This window comes from Paenibacillus sp. GL_099_B (assembly GCF_057835695.1).
Window position 1 is genome coordinate 3,781,155 of sequence record NZ_CM174430.1, and the last position, 15,763, is coordinate 3,796,917.

Annotated in this window: 8 protein-coding genes and 2 pseudogenes; 2 read left to right on the top strand and 8 right to left on the bottom strand. The window is 43.6% G+C overall.

Annotated features, from left to right (window positions below; all coding sequences use genetic code 11):
• The first annotated feature begins 84 nt into the window (after positions 1–84).
• Positions 85–5,124, top strand: a complete 5,040-nt coding sequence (locus tag AC3ITG_RS17175; protein ID WP_489250765.1) for a beta strand repeat-containing protein — start codon at positions 85–87, stop codon at positions 5,122–5,124.
• Positions 5,125–5,128: 4 nt separating this feature from the next.
• Here AC3ITG_RS17175 and AC3ITG_RS17180 read toward each other — a convergent pair whose 3' ends face one another.
• Together AC3ITG_RS17180 and AC3ITG_RS17185 are read right to left on the bottom strand one after the other, a co-directional pair.
• Positions 5,129–5,986, bottom strand: coding sequence for a methyltransferase domain-containing protein (locus tag AC3ITG_RS17180; protein ID WP_489250766.1), 858 nt, complete (start codon positions 5,984–5,986; stop codon positions 5,129–5,131).
• A 221-nt stretch (positions 5,987–6,207) separates the two neighbouring features.
• Positions 6,208–6,834, bottom strand: a complete 627-nt coding sequence (locus AC3ITG_RS17185) for a hypothetical protein (protein WP_489250767.1) — start codon at positions 6,832–6,834, stop codon at positions 6,208–6,210.
• An 82-nt stretch (positions 6,835–6,916) separates the two neighbouring features.
• Between AC3ITG_RS17185 and AC3ITG_RS17190 the strand changes: the two genes are divergently transcribed.
• Positions 6,917–8,680 carry a methyl-accepting chemotaxis protein gene (locus AC3ITG_RS17190; protein ID WP_489250768.1) on the top strand — a complete coding sequence of 588 codons (1,764 nt, stop codon included), beginning with the start codon at positions 6,917–6,919 and terminating at the stop codon, positions 8,678–8,680.
• 320 nt (positions 8,681–9,000) lie between these two features.
• Here the strand turns inward: AC3ITG_RS17190 and AC3ITG_RS17195 are convergent, their stop codons facing one another.
• The 6 genes and pseudogenes from AC3ITG_RS17195 to AC3ITG_RS17220 all read right to left on the bottom strand — a co-directional run bounded on the left by AC3ITG_RS17195 (position 9,001) and on the right by AC3ITG_RS17220 (position 15,466).
• Positions 9,001–10,503: an alpha/beta hydrolase family protein gene (locus AC3ITG_RS17195; protein WP_489250769.1), complete on the bottom strand. Its 1,503-nt coding sequence runs from the start codon at positions 10,501–10,503 to the stop codon at positions 9,001–9,003.
• A 1,134-nt stretch (positions 10,504–11,637) separates the two neighbouring features.
• Positions 11,638–11,952: a thioredoxin gene (trxA, locus tag AC3ITG_RS17200; protein WP_489250770.1), complete on the bottom strand. Its 315-nt coding sequence runs from the start codon at positions 11,950–11,952 to the stop codon at positions 11,638–11,640.
• A gap of 142 nt (positions 11,953–12,094) precedes the next feature.
• Positions 12,095–12,431, bottom strand: a pseudogene (locus AC3ITG_RS17205) (transposase); the annotation flags it as partial.
• Positions 12,432–12,626: 195 nt separating this feature from the next.
• Positions 12,627–13,057, bottom strand: a pseudogene (locus tag AC3ITG_RS17210) (RrF2 family transcriptional regulator).
• A 207-nt stretch (positions 13,058–13,264) separates the two neighbouring features.
• Positions 13,265–13,903 carry an MFS transporter gene (locus AC3ITG_RS17215; RefSeq protein ID WP_489254484.1) on the bottom strand — a complete coding sequence of 213 codons (639 nt, stop codon included), beginning with the start codon at positions 13,901–13,903 and terminating at the stop codon, positions 13,265–13,267.
• 954 nt (positions 13,904–14,857) lie between these two features.
• Positions 14,858–15,466, bottom strand: coding sequence for a hypothetical protein (locus tag AC3ITG_RS17220; RefSeq protein WP_489250771.1), 609 nt, complete (start codon positions 15,464–15,466; stop codon positions 14,858–14,860).
• Between the last annotated feature and the right edge of the window lie 297 nt (positions 15,467–15,763).

A 15,763-nucleotide genomic window follows, 5' to 3' on the forward strand; every position in this document is an offset into this window, starting at 1 on the left:
TTTCCTTTCATTCTTGGTTATCGTACAACCTCTTACTTCAATATACGTAGGAGAGAGCTCTGCGATACGGAAAGGAAGGATGAAATGGCCTTTATTGAAAGGTACTCCATTAATGAAAATGGAGCAATTACCTTCACTGGGAATACACTTGGACTTAGCCGTTCTGGAACCCCTGGTGTTCCCGGAACGGTTGATAGTATCGGTGCTTATATTACAACAGACACAACGCAACAATTTGGGACCTACCCGCCAGGTACAACCAGTGTCTTCCTCAACAACAGCTCAGCCGCTGTACTTCAGATTCCCGCTGGCAGCACGGTTTTGTATGCGGAATTGATTTGGGGTGGTACATACATCGATGGCACGGAAAATAATTCTGCTTTCATTAACAACCCCGTATTGTTTACTACTCCATTAGGTCAGACAAGTGTATTGCCCGACACGGCCACTCGTTTTGAGGTTATCCTCTCCACTCAAGCTGGCTTTCCCACGACCTATGCCTATGTACGATCAGCGGAAGTTACCAATCTGGTCTCCGCTGCTGGTGCAGGAGCGTACACGACAGGAGGCGTAGTCGGCACACTTTCGATCCCTGATCCAACATCGAACCATGCAGGCTGGACCCTGGGCGTTGTGTATCAGAACCCGGCTCTGCCTCTGAGAAACATGTCTATTCGAGTGACTGCAGATGTCATTCTCTCCACTTCAGGTCCTGTTAACATGGTCATTGATGGTTTTGCTACTCCATTTATGGGGCCTCTCGCAGGAAGAGCGTTATTCAGCAGCCAGGAAGGTGACGCTATAAAGACAGGGGATCAGGCACGGTTTGGCCCGACCATTGGAACGGTCACCAATCTGTCAGGCCCCAATAACTTCGCGACCAACTTTTTCGCTTCACAGATTAACAATGATGCCGGCCTTCTGGATACATCGGGAACCTTCGGTACACGCAATCAAATCAATGGGACACCTGGGACCAATATCATAGGCGGTCGACAAGGTTGGGATATTACGAATGTTGATGTTGGCTTTACTTTGCATAATACACAGACTCAAGCCACGTTCCAACTGACCACCAACGGTGACGGTTACCTTGTTGACGGAAATGGCCTGCAGATTGATATTAATACTCCCGTATTGACTGCTGTAAAAAGCGCTAACGTCGCTGATGCCATCGTTGGAGATACCGTAACGTACTCTATCGTGATCTCGAATACGTCATTGTTGGATGCGACCAATGTTATGTTCTTTGATAACATTCCGGATAGTACTACTTTTGTGATGAATAGTATTACGATTGACGGGGTTCCCCAGGCTGCCCTTGATCCAATCACAGGTGCCCCCATTGGCATTCTTGTTTCAGGTGCATCGGTAACCGTTTCCTTCCAGGTCGTAGTCACTTCGCTTCCAGCACCACCACGATTATTCAATCAGGCCAAGGTTGGGTACACTGCTCCTACGGTACCGAGTGGCCCAGTCATTAATACCGCTGTGCCTACCAATGCCATAGAAATCCCTGTCTTTCAGCCTAATGTAGCCATTGTTAAGAGTGCGGAGACGTCAAACGTCCAGGTTGGCGAGAACGTGACCTATACCCTTGTTGTTACAAATACGGGCAACATCAGTGCAACCACTACTGTGCTGGACAATATTCCGGATGGATCTGTGTTTGTGCCGGGGAGTGTTACAATCAATAGCGTTGTTCAACCGGGTGCCGACCCTGTGACCGGCATTCCGATCGGACCGGTTGCCCCAAATACGGTGTTTACAGTTACCTTTCAAGTTAATGTGGTTAGCCAGCCAGCCGGATTTCAGCTCGTGAATCAGGGTACAGCTTCCTATACGTACCAACCGCCGGATGGAAGGGTTATCCCTGGCTCCGTAGTATCCAACACCGTTATTATTCCAGTGACATTACCCTTCGTTAGTGTAGTGAAGTCTACCCCCGTCCTTGATGCTGTCGTTGGAGACACGGTGACCTATTCCATTGTAGTGACCAATCAGGATACGATTCCCGTCACTGATATTCTGTTGACCGATGCTATTCCTCCAGGTTCTGTGTTTGCAGTGGGCAGCGTAACGGTTGATGGAGTTTCTCAGCCTACATCTGACCCCATGACAGGCATAGCAGTTGGGACCCTATTTGGAGGCGCTTCTTCAACGATTACCTTTAGTGTGAATGTCACTTCCCTACCTGAACCTGCAGAGTTAACAGACCAAGCTCAAGTTACGTTCACGAGCGGCACTTTTAGCGGTGCCTCTTTTTCCGACGTCGTGACGATTCCTGTCTTTCAGGCGATTATCGGCATCACCAAGACCGCAGTTCCTACCTTTGCTGTGGTTGGACAGATTATCTCATTTCAATTCATCGTTAACAATACAGGGAATATTGATGCAACTACCCTCCTTACCGACATCATTCCGGCTGAGACCGCTTTTGTTCCGGGTACGGTACTGGTGAACAACATTTCTATTCCTGCAGCAGATCCCAATTCAGGATTTTCACTGGGGATCGTACCTGCTGGAGGTTCTGTGCTCGTCAGTTTTCAAATTGTTATCAATTCGTTGCCTGAATCATTCCAAATTATCAATCAGGCCACGACAAGCTTTACCTACACACCACCAGATGGCCGAGTTATACCCGGAGCAGCTGACTCCAACGTCGTCGTCATCCCTATCTCCGCAGACAACGTAACAGTCATTAAGAGCGCAAATGAGCTCCAAGCCATCGTGGGTGATATTGTTACGTATACACTGGTTGTCCAAAACAATGATGCCATTGATTTGACCAGCGTCATCCTAACCGATCCTGTGGCCCCTGCCTCCGTTTTTGTGACAGACAGCGTTACGATAGACGGGGTCTCTATCCCTGGAGCTGACCCTGACACAGGTATAGCCATTGGTACCATCACGGCCAATGGCACTGTAACCATCACGTTCCAAGTCACTGTTGTTGGAACAGCACCTCCGGTACCGTTCCCCTTATTCCTTACGGATCAGGCTACCCTAGTGTTTAGCACGGAAGACTTTACAGGAGTTTCCTTATCCAATATCGTAAATGTCAGAGTATTTGAACCTATTATCAATCTCGTAAAGTCAGCCGATACCCTAGCAGCTATTGTAGGCGATATCATTGCGTATACAGTGGTTGTATCCAATCTCGGGAATTACAATGCTGACGTTGTTTTACTGGACCCGCTGCCTGCAGGAGAAACATTCGTAACAAACAGCGTGCTTATTAACGGGAATCGCTGGAGTAGTGCTGATCCAACAACTGGGATTAATTTAGGCACTGTACAGCCTCAATTTCCGGTTACTGTCACCTTTTTAGCAACCGTTACTTCCCTGCTAGACCGGCCCGAGTTAGTCAATCAGGCCACCGGCGATTTCACATATATCCTTCCAGATGGGCGAGTTATTCCGGGAACATCTCAATCCAATATAGTGACCATTCCGGTGAGCGATCCTGGCACAATCACAGTCACAAAATTATCTAACCAAACGATAGTAACTTCGGGGAATATTGTAACCTACACATTTTCTGTGCTTAACGGTTCAAGTGCGATAGCAACTAATGTTATTCTCACTGATCCCATTCCAGATGGATCAACTTTTGTTCCGGACAGCTTAACCCTGAACGGGGTAGTACAGATTGATGCTGATCCTTCTGATGGATTTTTAATTGGCAGCCTTGCAGGGAACAGTTCTAATACGTTGACCTTCCAAGTAAGTGTAGATAATTTATCCGTGCAGCCCGTTCCAAACACATTAATAAACCAAGCCAATCTGACCTTTATTCTAAATGGGTTAGGTGGCAGCACCTCCTCCAACCTTGTAGAGATCCCCATTCTAGCACCGGTGATTACGATTCTCAAATCCGCATCCCCTGCTGAAGTAGATCTCGGGGATACCGTGCAATATGTCCTTAGTGTTCAAAATTCGGGAAATACGGCAGCAAACGTCACCCTAGTTGACCCCATTCCCCTAGAGGCTGTCTTTATTCCGGATTCCTTAACAGTGAATGGAGTGCCTATTATTAGCGATCCTGTAGATGGAATTCCGATAGGGACCCTCCCACCAGGAGATATCACCACCGTCGCGTTCGCCGTAAACATATTAAATTTCCCTGCCAATAATCAGGTTGTAAATGAAGCCATAGCCACGTACACCTATACTCTGCCTGACGGTAGCGTCACAAACAATTCAGTCAATTCCAATTCGGTCGTAACGATAATTTCAGACCCACTGGTGGACATTATCAAAACCGCTTCTCCCACTCAGGTTGCTCCAAATCAAATCATTGATTTCTCGTTCACCTTGGTAAATGGCAACAACGTGTCGTTAAGTGATGTTTTGTTCTTTGATCAGATTCCTCAAGGAACGACTTTTGTAAGTGGAAGTGTTACGAGCCGAGGGGTAAATATACCGGGAGCGAACCCGGCAACTGGAGTTGGTATCGAGAATGTTGAAGCCGGAGCTACAATCTCAATACGTTTCCAAGTCACCGTAAATAGTGGTATTACTTTAACTCAAATCACCAATCAGGCCAGTGTGGAATATCGGTTAGGTTCAATTCCATTCAGAGTGGATTCCAACATCGTCATCATTCCCGTCACAGCAATTACACCAACAGTGCCTATAATTCCGTCAGGACCAGTACCTTCCACTCCCCCTGTAGCTTCGGAGGCTGGATCTGGGGTATCGCAAACCTCTTCAGCGCCAGCCATCCCTGTGCAAAAAATGGCTAACAAAACGGTTGTTGAAGTAGGTGAAACTATTAATTATGCCATCCTTATTCAGAATACGAGCCCTTACACCGCAACCCAGCTTGTTTTAAAAGATAAAGTACAATCGGAAGCACACATCGTATCAGGCAGTATTCACGCCCCAAATCTTCCGCAGACGGGCACCAATCTAGAACAAGGCCTGATATTAAACCAATTGCTGCCGGGAGAATCCATTCAGATCCATTATCAAGTTCTGGTCAAGGGGCAACCTGCGAATAGCAAACTGGTGAATCAGGCTTCATTATCCATTGTTTACGTCATTCCTGGTGCAGGCACTGCTGCTATAACCCTTGCATCAAACACCACTGTAGTCACCATTGTGGAAAGTGAAGAATAACAACTTATCGTTTTGTACCTACTTTTTTCTTACCTACACTTGTTTTCCGATTGGACTTGGCCCTTGTTTTGGTTCCAGAAGATTTTTGCTTGCCCCCTTTGCTACTTTTTTTAAGTATAGGGGGCTTTTCTTCTACTGACTTATTTAGAGACTCTTCCTCTCCAGATGAGAGGGAACGAAAATGATCCAAGTTGAAGGATTGTTCCTGTTCTTCTTTTTCTGTTGTTCGAATTCGTTGTTCCATCACATAATCCGGTTCTTCCAGTCTTACGGTCCCTTGAAGACCGGCTATTTCCGCTTCGGGCATCGGTTCTTTCACGACCAGAAGATGATACATGATTTGATGAGCTACGTTGAATTGTGATTGTCTGAGAAGTCCCAGCTCCACTTCATTGTATAAACCATGGTAGGCAGGGAAATAAAAGAATTCCATCTTCAGCATTCGGAAGTCAATCCGATTTTGGGACAAATCCTCTTCTACGGGGAAAGCGACCGATGGATACAGGGAAAGCTCACTATCGTCTTCCATACGTCCTGGGTAAGTCGTCCAATATTTAGGCGAGTGCTCGTTGAACTGTTGCTTAAACTGGGGATTTACCATATGAACACTGGCATGAGCATAAGGAGCAACAATACATACTATTGCTTTGTGTCGGCAAATCCGATAAATATCCTTCATAACCAAAATCAAATTATCAACATATTGCAAACTGTGAGAACACATTATAAAATCGACAGTGTCGTTTTTAAGTGGAATAGGCAAGTTATAATCATGAACAATGTCCGTCATCTCATAACGAATACGATCAATGCCAATGCAATCTTTGAACTTATTTATGCCGCTACCCAAATCAATTCTCAACCTACTCACTTCTTCCTAGTCAGTTGTTTATGTATGTTATTCATTGAAGATAGGAATGTATAAGCCATTCTCCCATGTCAATTTGCCCTTTGTGGAGCTTCGTTTGAATTTCAGGTCATTTTGCAACAGTGTTGAGTGTATTTGCACTATTGTCTACTCATTCAGTGAGCCAGCTTCTTGGCACAATTGATCACGACCACCTTGTAAGGCTCACCCTCTCCTCAACTGAAAATTCTAGAGTTAAGGTCCGCATACGCCACGGACTGGCCAATCGACTGAATACGCCTTCCCTGTTCATCATAACTGTAACGAATCGTCCTTCCATCCGGTAGTGTTTCTTGTGTCAATTGGTCGAGTGTGTCGTACAGATAGGCTGTACCACCAGCATCAGTTTGAATTATTTTTACATTTCCATTGCTATCATATGTATAGTTGTGCTCACGAAGTGCACTACCAGTGCCAAAGTAATCACTGTAAGTAAGCAGCTGATCCCCTTGATCGTAAGTAGCTTTAGTTATAATTCCGTTGGCTCGATCGACTTGTTGCATTGCGCCCGTATCATTGTATTGATATAAAATGAGGCTTTGATTATCTTTTGCTATACTTTTGACTTGTTCTAACCCAGTGTATTCAAAATTAACTTTAGACGCACCTGTACCTGTTGTATATGCGAGTTCCTGGAGGCCACTGTTCGCTTTATACGTGTACGTTTTTGTATGTCCCCGATCTCCTCCATTTCTGTACTTGTTGTTGATATCATTTAAATCAAGTTGTCTAATATGTTTCAAGATAAAAAGTATGCCGCCCATCAGCCTATATGTAAATATAAATCTAGGATTAGTCTTCATTTCCCTCTTCGATTTTACGATAAATAGAATGGGGTTATACGAATAACCATATTGCTTTACTACTTCCAAGGGGGAACAGAACGTGAGACAGACTCGCAAAAAAAAGATGGATTTAAGGTTTAAACTTTATTTGATCATTCTGGTTCCGCTGCTGGCCATGGGCGGTCTAATCATGTGGACCACCATTGATTCTAGTGAAAATGCATCATTAATGACCATGCAGCATAACAATCAGCAGCTGGCAGTGAATACTGCTTCTCAACTAGGCCAGGAATCGGAACTAATCAAGACATTATCCTCTACTGCTTCAGAGGAGAGCAACGAATACAAAAGTCTTAGAGACGAACTCGTTAAAGTTAGGCTTCAATCTGGAGCCTTATATGTTTATATGTATAACAAAACTTCAGACGGTTGGATCTACACCGTGGATGGAGCGGATTGGGACGATAGGGAATACAGCCCTTACGGGACTGCAATGGAATTCAACCCCCAGATTCAGGAACGCTTGTTACGCGGTGAAGTCGTCACAACAGGCATTGTAGATGAGCCAACCTGGGGACAGCTATTGTCCTCCTTTACACCAATCAAGGATTCGCAAGGTACTGTTATTGGCTATCTGGGCATTGATATTTCTGCTGGAGCAGTGAATCAAGTCTCCGCGACATCCCTGAATAATGCTTATCGGACCATTATCCCGATTTTTGTGGTTGTTCTGATTCTGTCTTTGGTCATGATGCTATTCGTAGTAAGAGGCATTCTCAGACAAGTACACGATATTAAGTCAAGCCTCGAACAGGTTGCTGATGGGAATCTCAAAGTTGTATCCACACATATGACAAATGATCAGCTCGGTGATATCAGTGATTTGATTAATGTCATGGTTGCCCAATTGACGAACATTCTGATGGGAATACAGCAAGGATCCAATACGTTGCAGCAGTCCTCGAAAAATATTGCGGAAACGGCTCAAACGAATCAGCGTCAGACCGAAGAACTTTCCAAAGCGATCGAAGAAATTGCTATAGGCTCCGTGAAACAGGCCGAAGAAACAGAACAATCCGTCCAGCACTCAGAGAATCTCGGCAAAATAATGGATGAAGTAGGTTCATATGTGCAACAGTTTACCCATACTTCTGAGCAGTTATCTGCCGTGCAAGTACAAGTTACACGTGAACATGAGGTTCTGCTTGAAAAGAGCCGCGAGAATGCGAAGCGTGTTGAGCATCAGCAGGAAATTTCCAGTTCACTGACGACTCAATCGGAACTCGCTTCCTCCATTAGTGGACAAATACACAACATTTTAAAACAAACTCAAATTCTATCGCTGAATGCTTCAATCGAGGCAGCCCGCGCTGGCGAAGCGGGTAGAGGCTTTGCGGTCGTTGCTGGTGAAATGGGACAGCTCGCTCAGCAATCCGAACGTTCGATCCAGGAGATTGATGAGATCCTGAGTTCATTTGTTCAAGAGATACATCGTATGGGCAGTCATTTTGATGCGAATATGGTGGCGGTCAAGGAACAGGAAGAACAGATCGCTGATTGCCTCCAGACGTTCAGACAGGTTAGCCGCTTATCGACCGAGGTGCAGGAGCTGGCTCAACGTTTGGAAAGCCGGACGGTGGATATGCACTCTATTCGTCAGGAAGTGGAACAGCATTTGAGCTATATTGCTTCCGCAACCGAGGAAACTTCAGCCATGGCCGAAGAAGTCACGGCAAGTGCTGTGGAGCAGCAGCGGTCGGCCAACGAACTGTCGAACATCTCCGGGCAGCTCGCCAGCCTTGCAGGGAACCTCAAATCATATTCCGACCAATTTCAGATCGAAGTCCGTAAATCAGATTCATAATAATGAAAACCCCGTTACCTGTCGAATCAGACGGCGGGGTTTTTACTTTTTCTAATTGGCTTATATATTTGAATCTATACCATTCTGTCCGGATTTCCCATCGAATCAAGCGTTTAACCAAATGCAATTTTAATGGATCATGTGTGTATTCACTTTTATTACCATTGTGAATCTTGCTCCGGATCATGGAAGGCGTACTTCTTCCCCTTTTTCTTATGTCTGTATGGGCCCTTGAATTTCATTGAATTATTATCCATATAGTAAATATATAGTTATTTTACAAAGGGGATTAAAACACATTTGGTAGCCTGTTCCGTAATTTATAATAGCGAGGTTATGAACTTCACCTCCAGAAAGCGGCTATCCGGTCCTTTCATTAAGGCTCCGCCTTGATTTTTCAGATACATATCGAAGAAATCCAGCATATAAGCATTGATAACGGAGTTCGCTCTTTCTGGCGCAATCTTTCCTGTAATGCCCAGCATTTTGAAAATCGGAGAAATGAACTGTACGTCGGCAAAATTCAAATGCTCTGTATTTTCGATATAAAGGATTTGTCCCCCTTCGTCGAACGTTTCGCGCATCCGTTCAAGCTCCAACTTTTTATCTTCCGTTACTTGATCCATCCACTCTCTTGTTGAGCCCATACGGTTAAGCTCTGCATCTGTGTAGACCCGGTTATTCATCACCATTTTTAATTCTTCGAAATAGCTTTCCGAGTTGATGAACAAAAACGGCTTTCGCAGATCCTCTCTGTCACGAAGACGATAAAGCCCTCCATCCAAGTCTATTCCAACCGTGATTCGCGGATCGTAAGAAGCGTCGTAGGCCGTCGCCCCGCCGATGGAATGACCGAACACCCCGACATGATCGAGATCAATTTTCCCTTTTAGATGACTTGGAATCTGTCCCGATTGGATGAGCTCGAATTGGTCCAGCGTAAACATCACATCGCCGGTTAACACTTTTCCCAACTTGTCGCGAGTTTCTCTTCCCGTTTGGTAATCATCGTCGGGCGAGAATAAGTCGTTGGTTGTGCTGGTCGTGATTCGACCGTCCGGAAACTCGGTTGCAAATGTATTGTAGGTGTGGTCGATCACTGCCACGATATATCCGTGACTCGCGAGATTCTCAGCTTGCGACGTATGGAGGAACCTGGACGAGCCAAAGCCGGGATTCGCAAGGATCAGTGGATATGAAGTCTGAGCAGAAGAGACTTCGGCCCCCGAATAAGCATGACTGGATACGTACTTCAAGTGCTGAAGAGTAAACTCAGGAAGGCCATAGTTCGCGGCCATATAACGTAAAATCTGGGTATCGGGAATAAAGGGAGCGTACTTGCCGGTGCCATCTTGAACCGGATACCATACCTGAACCATCAACTCTCTCTTACCACTTCTGGCTTCGTCGAAAATCTCTTCCCTATTTGTATCCACGAGATGAAAAGTTTGCGTTCCTACCTTAAATTCGCCTGTCGGTTCAGGTAGTTTAAATACAGGAAAAGCATACATAAGACCCGCTGTTACGACCAGCGTTGTCGCTATAGCGGTATAAGCTGAACCCAACATGAATCTTGGGATTTTTTTTTGGCCGTTTTTTTTAAAGTAGCTATAACTTGAAATGGCTAAAAAAATGATAGTTATGAAATATGGGAAAAATAGCTGAACTCTGTATCCTTCCACCATCCAATGAATGACCAGTAAAAGTGTGGCGATCCCGCTTGCAACGAATACTGGAATTCTACGCCGTCCTTTTTTTAATAGGAATGTTAATGCAAACAAGCCGATGTTTGACAAAAAAAGCAACAGTTCAAACAGCCTCATCTCAATTCTCCTTTTAAAAAATTTCTATTTTCGTTTGTTCCAATATTATCCTGCCAGGCTGGCCTAAGCTATCGATTCAACTTACATCTACCTTACAATTTTGTAATTCTACCTTGCGGTTTTGAAGGACTCGTAAAACTGTGGAATTGATGCATACGAACCGATGCATGTTTAGATCACCTTCTAAACGGAAATGACACAATGTAATTGTGCTCAGCTTTGGACATGAACTTAGTTCCTTAAAACAAAAAAAGCCGCTATAATAGCGACTTTGAATGGAATAATGTTCTTGTCCCGCGATATAATAGAAACTAAACAACCGTTCCCTGGTAGAATACCGGGAAACGGTGCAATTTAAAGATCGTTTTATTTATTTTGTCTACTTGACTCCTTGTAAGCGCCTTTTTAACAGATAACGTTGTTGACTAATTTTAGTCAACATATGTCACTCACAATGATATTTCCCCATAAACTTTTTAATGTTTTACCATTAATCTTAAATTCATTTAATAGTTGTTCAACTGATTCATACTTAATTTGCGCTTCTTCATTTTCTTTAATACAGTACCAACCACTTTCATTATAACTGATTAAGAAATGTGTATCATTCAAGATAAATTCTATTTCGTGTCCGAGATTTAAGTCTTCAGTGAATTCATCGTAACTATATATCTTGAGTCACCCTTCACTATCTCCATGGACTTCTAGGAACATTCTTATTCCAATCCCAATCATGTGTCTGTGGGACTTTAGGTGTGCTTGGGATTTCTATGTTTCGTATAATCGATGTCTTTTTTAGCATTACCATTTTTATCATAAAATCTTCTTTGAGCAAATTTACCATTATTATATATTTTATCCATATAAGAACACGGTTTTTGTTCCTTAGCTAGAAGTTTCTCAGTTTGCTTTCCGGAATATGATATTTTTTTAGCGGTCCCACCAGAACCTCTCTAAAATACCTGTACCTTCGACTGACAGTGTGAAGATCGTTTCCTCAGACGATTGTTTTACACATATGTGCCTCCTAGTGTCTAGTGTTTTTCAAGTCCATTCACTTGCCACACTATTTTTTTTGGAGAAAGCAGATGCTATACTTGCTAAAGCGTTACCTGTCGGCTTTTGTGTGTTGATTTATTCGGAGGCAACAAGCTGCTGCATGGCACCTTTCGGCAATATGCCTATTTCTTTATATAGGGGCTTTCCATCTTTGAATATAATGGTTGCCGGTATGCTCATAATCTGAAATTGTGAAGAGGTTTCCGGATTTTCGTCTATATTAACTTTAACTACTTTAATGGAATCATTTGCTTCCTTTTCAAACTCCTCTAAAACAGGTGCAAACATTCTGCATGGACCACACCAAGGAGCCCAGAAATTCACTACTGTTATACCTTCATTTTGCACCATCTCTTTAAAAGTAGAATCTTTCGCGTGTTGAATAGCCATCGTGATCATCCTTCCGAATTAAATATAATAAAGATGTATTATATCCTTAATTGTACATGAGATTTCAACGGTTTATCTGTTGGAGATTAATGCTCCGTTTCACTTATTCCAATGTCCGGCATTATGCGTGGCAGTGTCGTATTTAGCATTTGTTGCAAATAAGGCGAAAAAGAACGCGGAGCCTTCGTTCCAGATTCATCACCAGAAGTTGTAGCGTGATGACCGATTAACTTGTCTTTGCCTGGCGTGCCCGAAGACAGTCAAGCCCGTATTTGCACTTGCCTTCAATCGAATTTCGTTCACCTGCGTCCTGTTTGACGACTTGTTTCTCTTCGCTTATCGGGCCGTTATTCGGCTGGCGTCCCAATGCCGGTCCTGAGACGGATGCCATTCTGCTTGCAAAACTGTCGGTTCTCTCGTGTTCGTAGGTTGATAGCCGGATAGCACCCCATGCGTTCGCGGTACTTCTCGATCACTTCTTCTATAATCCTTCTCACCTCCTTTCATAGGCCCAGTTTCGATTTCCGTGGGGAACTTTATCTGTGCGTCACGGGGAGCCTATAAGGAATTTCTTGGGGCAGCATTGAGCTCCACCGGCCCCATCGATAATGGCACAATCCCAATCGTCACAATAAAATTCTCTCCTGCATCGCATTTATTTATAGATATTATAGCTATATAATATCTATAAATAGCCCAAAATTCGATCGATCAATCCATTCCTTTGAATTGCCCGGCCAGTTCATAATTTTTTTATTTTTCAGATACTGCTCCATTTGGCGTCCTGCTTCGGGGACAACTTGTTGAATCAAACATTCGCTGCCGTGATCAAGACCGCACTCGAACAACGAAGCGTTTCCTTCGATAACATCCAGCAACGAGATATCTTCCCGATAGCGCAGAGGCCGGTTACCCTCCGTTCACGCCAGACACGGACTGGATGAGTCCCGTCTTAACCAGCTTTGGTCAGCATTTTAGACCGATATGTTTAGGTAACGCCTAGTTTCTCAGCCAGCTGTTGCAAGCTTACCGGATTATCCGGCGCTGTTGTCACCAAATAGAACATCGCGTGAAGCGCATAGTCGGTTGCTTGTGAATATTTCAAAGTGCTCTTCTGTTTGAATTATAGATTTTATGAGTCTATAATAACTTTAATTTGCGTGAAATGCAAGCGCCAGAATCAATTGAATTAACTCCCTTTATGAGGAATCACTTTGTTCGGGATGAGTAAAAATTCGGTTACTCCAGTAAAACTTTAATTCAGTTCTGCTACCTCTCCTAACAAAAGCTGCAAGTGACCCTGTTCGTAGCACTAGCTTGAACTAGTCGTTTTGAGTCGACGGTCAGCTATGGTCAAGATTAGTGCGATGATGCTTACCACGATCATTATGATGGCAATGTGATGGAGGCCGCTATCTGTAATCTTTGTGTGAAAAACAATGCCGATTAATGCTGAGGAAGCAATAGAACCAATATATCCGAATGTACGGAGAAAACCTGAAGCTGTACCAATCTGGTCTTCAGAAACCTGCATGTACAACGCTGTTTGGTTGCCGCTAGACATTGTACCCTTCATGATACCGAAGATTAGAGTAATTAACACAATCCAAATCATTGGCGTTCTAGTCTTGAGAAAGAATACCCCAATGGAGTCAACGATAGAGGAACCCGCGACAACAATGAGTGGTCCACGAACCAAATTTCGTTTTGAAATTGGCCCCACTACCAAAGCCGAAAGTACGCTCATAGGTAGTATTAAAAGTCCAGCTTCAAGTGCGGACATTCCGCGTGCAGCGCTAATCCATGCAGTAACACCATAAAGCACGGTATACAAGGACAAAGTCATCGATGCAAACCATGCATAGGTACCGGTGAGCGCTAGGTTCGAGGCTAGCATACGTATATCGATGAAAGGATTTTTTGCTCGCAACTCCCACCGTAAGCATAACACCCGACACAATGGACAGACCAAGCGCAATCCAAATTGGGCGGGTTAAAGAGAACAGGAATATCATGAGCGTGGAGATTGTGGCAGAAAATCCTATGATACCCGTAATATCGATGCGCGATGACAGCTCCCGTACTGTCTTCTTTCCCTCCATATGAGTATCCTTAGGAATCCAAAACATGGTCATGACAAACGTGATGAGTGAAAAGGGATGTTAACGAAAAACGTTGTTCGCCATCCCCCACGTATCCACAACCAAGCCGCCAATTGGTCGCTAGATATAGAGCCGTCACTAGTATTGTGGTTTGAGCCACTGAAATCTGTATAGATGCTGCAGCGATCGGCACTAGTGGTGGCAATCATGGAGCTATTGATTGGGTTAAGCGTAGACCCCATATATAGCGGTACCACGAACCGCCAAGAGTAAGGGTTCTCGGTTGGCATGATTCTTTCACTCCTTACTCTGTCGTGATGGTGACAACTATTGCTATTGAAGAAACTACGGCAGTATAAACTTTAAGTTGCTCGAGTTAACTACTTAAGTCAGACTTTAGAATCTTTAAATCATTTACGGAATGCTTAGCTATAATCTTAGTTTTTCTAACTTCCAATTTACTTAGACTGGTTCTCTCTTTAAACCTACACCATTTCCATTTCAGTCCAAATTCTTTTAGTAAATAACTTTTATCGACTTTTTATGGTAATGTGCTTTATCACGCCACATAATTTCCATCACTCAACTGTTTAGATAAAAACATCGGGATGACACAATGTTCTTGTCCTGAGCTTGGGACAAGAACTTGGTACCTTAAAACCAAAAAGCCGCTATAATAGCGACTTTGAATGGAACATTGTTCTTGTCCCTCGACTATTTACGCAATTTTTTCAACCGGCTTCTTCACTGACGGCAGAGCGGTGTTCATGAATTGTGGAGGCTAACACCTAACATCCTTTTTATTACTTTCCTCCAACATGAAACACACCAATTACAGTTGCACTATCAACATCAAACATCGGAATATCACGACCATCTGGTGATCTACTGTTCTGTATTGCAATGGCTTCCTCGGGTGATTTTGGTAGCTCACCGTCTAAGTCTTTTTTTAGCACATATCCTGCAGTGCCATCCTCACCTATAGTACTGATTAATTCAGGTTCCGTTTCTGGAGAAGTAGCATCTGCGCTTGAACCGTATGTCTGTCCATTTTTATATTTAGGATAGTTTATAATATTAGGGCTAATATGAAAAGAACCAATTATGGTTTTCCCATAAACATCATACAGTGGGACATCACCAGGTTCACCGAGATAATCTTTTTTCAGCAAGTACCCTTTAATGCCATTCACACTTCCTGCATAGATTAAATTAGGTAGCATTTCAACTGAGGTGGCTTCTGCAGCAGAACCGTATGTTTGTCCTTGTTCATTTTCAGGATAGTTAGGAGAATTTGTGTGGCTTTGATTAGTCGTACTTTTAGCATATGTGCTTTGGAATACTGTTACACCTCCTACTACACAAACTATAAAAACCACACCTATCAATATTCTATTGCTTTTAGAATACATCCTCACATTTTAGCTCCTTTCTCACTCTTCACTTTGAAACCGTTCGTTCCGTCCTTTTCCACTCCACATACTACACCAAATAATGGAATCTTCGCAAATCTTCCCGTTGTTCTCGGCTCAGGACAAGAACTTGTACCGATAAAATAAAAAAAACCGCTAAAATAGCGACTTCCACTGGGCTCTTGTTCTTGTCCCTCGACAGCTCACTCTTTATTGTAAATTACTCTGCACTTGCTGACACAGCTACCCATTCAAATACCCTACTAAGTTCCCTAAAGAAATACCGGTGATATACTT

Bases quoted from the DNA above. Each gene is read 5' to 3' on its own strand.
- AC3ITG_RS17175 (WP_489250765.1), top strand. From the start codon at position 85: ATGGCCTTTATTGAAAGGTACTCCATTAATGAAAATGGAGCAATTACC.
- AC3ITG_RS17185 (WP_489250767.1), bottom strand. From the start codon at position 6,834: ATGAAGACTAATCCTAGATTTATATTTACATATAGGCTGATGGGCGGC.
- AC3ITG_RS17195 (WP_489250769.1), bottom strand. From the start codon at position 10,503: ATGAGGCTGTTTGAACTGTTGCTTTTTTTGTCAAACATCGGCTTGTTT.
- trxA (WP_489250770.1), bottom strand. From the start codon at position 11,952: ATGGCTATTCAACACGCGAAAGATTCTACTTTTAAAGAGATGGTGCAA.
- AC3ITG_RS17220 (WP_489250771.1), bottom strand. From the start codon at position 15,466: ATGTATTCTAAAAGCAATAGAATATTGATAGGTGTGGTTTTTATAGTT.